The organism is Roseobacter sp., from assembly GCF_039970775.1.
Classification (GTDB): domain Bacteria; phylum Pseudomonadota; class Alphaproteobacteria; order Rhodobacterales; family Rhodobacteraceae; genus Roseobacter.
Genome location: NZ_JBDVLG010000030.1, coordinates 44749 through 51998, shown reverse-complemented (window position 1 = coordinate 51998; position 7250 = coordinate 44749). Strand labels below are relative to the sequence as shown.

The 7250-nt window shown below is 51.6% G+C and carries 5 protein-coding genes and 1 pseudogene; 1 reads left to right on the top strand and 5 read right to left on the bottom strand.

Features of this window, described 5'->3' with window-relative positions:
* Positions 1-238 (top strand): annotated as a pseudogene (locus ABJH13_RS07325) (IS3 family transposase); the annotation flags it as partial.
* 490 nt (positions 239-728) lie between these two features.
* On the opposite strand, the gene fahA reads toward ABJH13_RS07325, so the two are convergent.
* The 5 genes from fahA to repA all read right to left on the bottom strand — a co-directional run bounded on the left by fahA (position 729) and on the right by repA (position 7031).
* A complete protein-coding gene (fahA, locus tag ABJH13_RS07320) occupies positions 729-1985 on the bottom strand; it encodes a fumarylacetoacetase (protein WP_348405569.1) in 1257 nt (418 codons plus the stop codon).
* Between the two features lie 87 nt (positions 1986-2072).
* Positions 2073-3407: a homogentisate 1,2-dioxygenase gene (gene hmgA / locus ABJH13_RS07315; protein WP_348405570.1), complete on the bottom strand. Its 1335-nt coding sequence runs from the start codon at positions 3405-3407 to the stop codon at positions 2073-2075.
* A gap of 123 nt (positions 3408-3530) precedes the next feature.
* Entirely contained in the window at positions 3531-4634 is a 1104-nt protein-coding gene (repC, locus tag ABJH13_RS07310) for a plasmid replication protein RepC (RefSeq protein ID WP_348405568.1), read from the bottom strand.
* A 238-nt stretch (positions 4635-4872) separates the two neighbouring features.
* On the bottom strand, positions 4873-5829 hold the full coding sequence (gene repB / locus ABJH13_RS07305; RefSeq protein WP_348405567.1) for a plasmid partitioning protein RepB: 957 nt from the start codon (positions 5827-5829) through the stop codon (positions 4873-4875).
* Positions 5829-7031: a plasmid partitioning protein RepA gene (gene repA / locus ABJH13_RS07300; protein WP_348405566.1), complete on the bottom strand. Its 1203-nt coding sequence runs from the start codon at positions 7029-7031 to the stop codon at positions 5829-5831. The genes repB and repA overlap by 1 nt, the downstream gene beginning before the upstream one ends.
* Positions 7032-7250: the final 219 nt, after the last annotated feature.

The following is a 7250-nucleotide window of genomic DNA, read 5'->3' as shown; positions in this document are numbered from 1 at the left end:
TGGCATATTGATGCGTCAGAACGGCATATCCGTTGTACGAACGCGCAAACATAGGGTCACCACAGACAGCAATCACAAGTTCAACATTGCGCCGAACCTGCTGGATCGTGACTTCACCGCCAACGCGCCAAACCAGAAATGAGCCGGTGACATCAGCTAGGGGCGGACACAAGAAAGTTGGCTTTATCTTGCGGTAATCCTGGACCTGCATTCACGCCGTGCCATTGGTTGGGCGGTGCACGGAACGCAATTGCCATCTTTAACGCTCGGATTGCTAAGTCCCGCTTCATTCGATTGCTCACAGTCCAGCCGATCACTCACATGATCCGCAAAGTACAATTTGACCAATCAGGACGGTCCGGCTTCGAGCAATTCGCCGAACTCGCTGGATAATTGTGTCCGATTGAAGCACTTTTCGCCCCTCATGACAGAGCATACACCACTACCCAAATTTGTAAAACGCGCCTTGGCTGAGGCCATGCTATCCATAATCCTGACGGGCAGTGAATAATCTGGGCGGCGTTAAACCGGCTCTTTTGCATTGGTATGCTCCTCCGAAAGATCGAGTAAACTTTACACCAAAGTGAGGAAGATTTCAGGTGGCAAGTCAGAACTAACCTGATCGGGTCCCGGTCTTCTCGATCTCACCCTTGAGTAAATGGCCCGTTTCTACGAATGGCAACTTCTTGCGCTCACATCCCATCGCCATGCGATGCTTTTACCTCGTTTTAATCCGGAAATTTGAGCGCAGGAAGTAATGTACCCGTGCAGGTGCCGAACCCAATTTGATACCCGTCGCCTTTGGCTGCACCGCGCAACGTTAGCGTATCGCCGTCTTCGATGAATGTCCGCGTCTCACCAGTGTCGAGCGTGAAGGGGTCGCGCCCTGCCCAACTCAGTTCCATCAGGGACCCATATTCCGATCGATCTGGCCCCGAGATCGTCCCGGACCCCAATAGGTCGCCCACGCTCATACCGCAACCACCGCTTGCGTGGTGGCACAATTGTTCGGCGGAGGAATAAGACATCCGGTGGTAATTTGTCTTGGTAAGAACCGTCGCCCTGCCCGCCCCTGCCGGCTGAATCAACACCTCCAATTCAATATCAAACAGCCCATCTATGGTGCTATTCAGGTATGGTAAAAGCTGCGTTTCGCGTGGCGGGATGGCGGTGCGAAACGGCTCTAATGCGGCCTTAGTGACGATCCAGGGGGAGATCGACGTGCCAAAGGCCTTACCCTGAAATGGCCCGAGTGGTTGATATTCCCACCCCTGAATATCGCGCGCGGACCAGTCGTTGAGAAGCACGTAACCAAAGATCATCGCATCGGCCTGCTCCACAGTGATTACCGTGCCGTGTTCACAAGCTGTACCAACGATCGCACCCATCTCTAGCTCAATATCCAACCGCTTGGACGGGCCAAAAATCGGCATATCGGCCCCAATAGGTTTTGATTGCCCGTTGGGTCGGTGAATATCCGTACCCGACACGACAACCGACGACGCACGCCCATTATAGCCGATCGGAATATGCAGCCAGTTGTCCGGTAGATCAGGCGAGCCACGCAAAATTTCACCCATATTCTGGGCATGCTGTCTACCTGCGTAAAAATCAGTGTATTCGGCAACAAGAAACGGCATGTGTAACGTCGCATCAGCAAGTGGCACCAGATGCGGTTCAATGGCTGCCTTGTGGGGTGCGCCTTCGGCCAGCATTGTCTGTAAAGAGATGCGCAGCTTGGACCACACCGCCGGGCCTAATTCCATGACATCGTTCCAAAACGGCAGGTCAAACGCGCGGTGTTCGTCCAAGTAGATCAACCCCGCCTCTTCTAATGCAGCCATGTCCAAAATCTGGTCGCCAATCGCGACGCCGCAACGGGGCTCGTCGTTACCGACCGAAAACACGCCATATGGTAGATTATTCAATGGAAATAGCGCATCAGCAGAGTTCGCGCTGGTGACCCAACTTTTCATCAATGTCATCGTCGTGCTTTCGTATTAGATCATCTATCTATTTGATATAAAATAGTATTTATATCAAATCTATTGTTTTAACCCTAAAAACCTGTCTTATTTCGGATCCGGCGTGCCATCGAATTTCTTTTCAATATCTGCCCAGCAATCGATGTAATCGCCCTGCAATTGTGCCTCAGAAGCCGCGAATTTTGTTACCTGCTGCGGGAACCGCGTCTCAAACATGAACGACATCGTGTTATCCAGCTTTTGTGGGCTTAAATCGGCGTTTGACGCCCCTTCGAACGCATTGCGGTCGGGCCCGTGCGGCAACATCATATTGTGCAGGCTCATGCCACCCGGAACGAACCCTTTGGGTTTCGCATCATATTGTCCGTGAATATTACCCATCAATTCGGACATGATGTTTTTGTGGTACCACGGCGGGCGAAAGGTATCTTCGGCGACCATCCAACGTTCACGAAACAAGACAAAGTCGATGTTTGCGGTCCCTTCTTGCCCCGAGGGGGCAGTCAGAACTGTAAAAATTGATGGATCGGGGTGATCGAACAGAACCGCACCAACCGGACAATAGGTGCGCAGGTCGTATTTCATTGGCGCGTAGTTCCCATGCCACGCGACGACATCCAGGGGGGAATGCCCGATCTGTGTTTGGTGAAATTCACCGCACCATTTAACGGTCACGGTTGACGGCATTTCGCGGTCTTCAAACGCCGCAACGGGTGCCTTGAAATCGCGCGGGTTCGCCATACAATTCGCGCCAATCGGACCGCGGCCCGGCAGGTCAAACGTCTGGCCATAGTTCTCGCAAACAAACCCACGACATGGCCCCTCTAAGACTTCGACCCGGTAGACGAGCCCACGCGGAATGATAGCGATCTCTTGAGGCGCAATGTCAATCACGCCCAATTCGGTGAGAAATCGTAAGCGCCCTTCTTGTGGGACGATTAAGATTTCACTGTCAGCAGAAAAGAAATACGCGTCGACCATGCTCTGCGTGACGAGATAGACATGCGATGCCATGCCGACTTGTGTGTTCACATCTCCGGCTGTCGTCATGGTGCGCATACCGGTCAACCACGTCGTAGGATGATCACCGTGAGGCAGCGGGTCCCAACGATATTGACCTAGGCTAACAACGTTTGGTTCGATATTCGGCGCTGATTTCCAATGTGGTAATTGTACTTTCGCGTACCGGTGCGAATGCTTGACGGACGGGCGAATGCGGTAGCACCACGTGCGTTGATTATGGCCTTTAGGCGCGGTGAAAGCCGTCCCGGATAGTTGTTCGCCATAAAGACCGTAGTTGCATTTTTGCGGGCTGTTTCTGCCTTGTGGGAGTGCATTTGGTAAAGCCTCTGTTTCGAAATCGTTACCAAATCCAGGCATATATCCGGCACTTGGGCCGGGCAGAGACGTCGCCTGTTTCATGCGAATGGGATGTGTTTGATCTGTCATCTTCGCCTCTGGGCCATGAATTGTTAAATATATAGAGATTGGTTTTGTGACGAGCAACGGTTTTAGAAACAGTGACGACCGCATAATGTTCGGCGACTACCGCCCTGCCCGATTGTCCGCGGACAATTTTTGTTTTGCGAGTCTTCTTACCATATCTTCTGGACTAAAATTCGCACTTCTCGAGCCAACTGTAATAGCGTAAAAATAAGCGCCAGCAGCTTTTATCCGGTTTTGCGATTGCATGATTGCCCAAAGTGTAGAGGCCGCTTTAAAGGCGCCCAGTTTTTTATCTGCCTCATCATAGCTTTTGGATGGTATTCCAATCATTGGTGCGAGAGTTCGAGCAAGTGATACGACATCAAGAGCCGTTTTGATTGGTTCATATGAATATTGAGCAGCTTCTGGGCACGCTTCTATTAGCTCAGACACAGTAAGGTTTTGAACCGTTGGCTGGTTGTAATGATCAGTGGTTTCCTTTTTTTTATCTATATGTTCTTTATTTGAGCTATGATGATGCCGGACAATTTGTCCGTCTTTCACGGACATTATTTTCGTTTCGCTTTCGATGTCATCAGGCGCTGTTTCGGTGGGGGTGTCAGTTGGGGTAAAGGTTTCAAGGATTTTTTCGCAATCTCTGACGGATAGTTTGCGCCGTAACGCTAGCAATATGCTATGCGCTGTTTTGTCTGATGGTGTGTTAGACAAAATTACATTTACGGCAGCACGGATTTTGGCACGCAAATAGCTAAGTTGCTCTTGTTCTTTAAGAACATCGGCGGCCATTGCTGCTATTTCATGAAGACGGTCATACAGTGGCGTCAGGTCGAAACCAAACCTTAGTGCTTTCCCCTCGTTCTTACTGTGCTTGGTAAACCGTTTACCGTTCGCGCTATCGTTGCGTATCAACAGCCCAGCGTCATAAAGAAGGGCGGCGTGCCTCCGTATAGTTCTATCGGAAATGCCGTTACGTCTAAATGACAAGGTCGCGTTAGATGCAAACACGGTGTGGTGGTTACGTTTAGGGGCCATGCAGGACAGCATAGCGTCAAGCGTCGTTATCACTGATGAGGTTAAGCCGAGGCGGGGTGCCGCCGTTCTGACGGTCTCTATCACAATATGCCGCTCGGGAATCGCGTTGTCCGCGGACAACAGATTATCGATCCGCGCCTGCAAAGGCGAGGTTGCTTTTTTAAATGCCATGTCTAGTCCACGACAACCTGATGCAAAAAAAGCTCCCCATTCCTGAATAAATCAGAAAAAAGGCTGCAAAAATAGGTCAACCAAATCGGTTGGTATTGACTGATGGGGAGAAGCTGTTAAATCTGAGACTGCTAAGAACAGATTGGGCTCTCCTGGGATTTCCTTGGGGGGCTCTTTCTTTTTAGGCTGTAGGTCGTGCTCCTCTTTCTAAGGTTACTGCTCGTTGGTTTGGGTCAGATTATATCTCTGACTGCGACGCCTCATAGAGACGCCTAAGTTCAGTTTCAGCATTTTGACGCATCCACTGAACAAATTCTGGGGTGTTTGTTTTCGACAACTTGAAGGTTAACGCGCGCGCGGTTTCCTTCACCTCTGCGACCGGTGTCCCATCGTCCAACAAAATACTATGATCAGCCGCAGCAGACTGCTTTCCGGAGGGTAGGGGGCGATCAACGGCCGCGACAGCACTGCTCACGCAGTTGAACCGTTCATCCGAGCCATCAAGCGCGCCTAGGTCAAGACGGCCCGTAATCTGTTCCAGATCCAAGGTGTCTTTGCGTGTCATATCCGCAAGATCTTCCCACCGCCGGCGCCCAACACCATGCGCCGAACCGATTTTTTCGATAACCGACTTGGGGATAGACCGGGCAACCTTGGTCATGCGCGACAACATGGGTTTATCCACTGCGAGCGCATCAAGTATGACGTCCTGCTGGTAGCCACTTGTGGTTAATTCGGCGGCAAACAGCGCCTTTTCGATAAAACTGGGGTCCAATCGTTGCGTGTTTTCCTGACCTTGTGCCAGGATCGCTTCCTCATCAGACAGCGACCTTACCAGCGCTTTGGCGGGGATCCCCAAAAACCGCAATGCACGCAACCGTCTGCGACCGTAAACGACCTTGTAGTGACCCGGCCTGCGCGCCACGGGCCGAACCATGATAGGAACCTGCTGCCCGTGTGCTTCAATGCTTTTCGCGAGCGTGAGCACATCCGTGTCCGTGAAATCCAGGCGGTCCTTAGGCCCGTCTTCATCAATGACATCGACAGGGATCTCCCTGACAGCGTTGCTTGCGACGTCTTTCAATGTAGATTTCACACCGCTCATCGCGCCAGTGCTGGGAAAGCGTTGCTTTTGCTCGGGCGCGTTATCCGTATCCGGTGGAGGAGGGGGCTGAAACAGGTTGCGACGTGCCATTAACTAAGATCCCTTCCCCAGCCTTGTTGAATCGCTTTCTCAAATTCATCCGCAACGCCATTTACGCTTTCCAAAATTCGAACCAGTGTTTTTTTCACAACCTGGGACGGATCGAGCTCATAGATCGTTTGTTGCGTCATGCCCGCGTCAGAAATCGCCGTGGATTTTAGCATAGGGGTGGTCAAAACCTGATCCAACAAAATAGACCGCAAAAACCCGGCCATCTGTGACTGCGGGACATCCGTTGGCTCGTAGCGCGCCACGAGAAATTTCAGGAAATTCCAGTCGATAGGCCCTGTTGCATCTTCGAGCGTTTGAACTGTTTCGCCTGCCATTTCAAGGAATTGCGCCATGGATGCCACGTCCAGCATGCTGGGCACGACGGTGATCAACAACCCCGTTGACGCCAACAGCGCCGTCATTGTGGTAAACCCCAGCTGCGGCGGGCAATCGATGATCACAAGGTCGTAGTTGGCCTCTATTTCATCGAGCGCAATCGCCAAGCGTTGCGTGAAAGGGGGGTCTAATTTGTGTTGTAACGCATATGCGGTCTCAGTCTCATACTCGGACAGCAAAAGCCCCGCAGGCGCGAGGTCGAGATTGTGAAAGTATGTCTTGCGGACAATATCGCTCAGCGGAACAGGGTCTTCGTATCTCAGCGCGTCGTAAATTGTGCCGGTTTCTGCAAACTCAATCTCGGGCCGATACCCAAACATGGTCGTTAAACTCGCCTGTGGATCCATATCAACTGCCAGCACTCTATAGCCGCGCAGCGCATATCGTTGTGCTAGATGGATTGCGCTGGTGGTCTTACTGGACCCACCCTTGAAGTTCACAATCGATATGACCTGAAGCGCATCATTTTCCCGACGTCCCGGCAAATACGCGCCGCCATTCCGGCCCGTTTTGGCCATAACATGGCGAATTTGGTCTATTTCCTCGGCGCTATAGAGCCGTCGGCCCCTGCTATCGGTCTCGACATCGGGAAAATCCCCTTCTTGATGTCGTGTCCGCAGATTTGACATGCTAATGCCGGTCAGTTCTGATACTTCGGCAGGGTGAAACTTGCGGAGCGCTTTTTTGTTATCCGGTTGGAAACTGTTGCGCATGTGGCTGTTGAGCGCTTCCGACAAACGGGCGGCGTTCGACGCAATGGATGTCGCAATAGACTGTTTATGCGCGATTTTCGCTGTCGTATTCATGCTGCCCTCTGGACCTCTTATTGGGTCATCTTCGTTTCGTCGCTAAATGGCGTTAATGCCGTAATGGCGCGACAACTCAACTAATGGCACGCAAGTTATCCCCAAGCAACAATTTTCTGTATACCCAAACCATATGGCCATGGGGCAGCCGCAGCGTTGGGTCGATAAAGGACCGATAAAGCACTGTTAATAAATGAAATTATATTGCTTTGCGCGGGT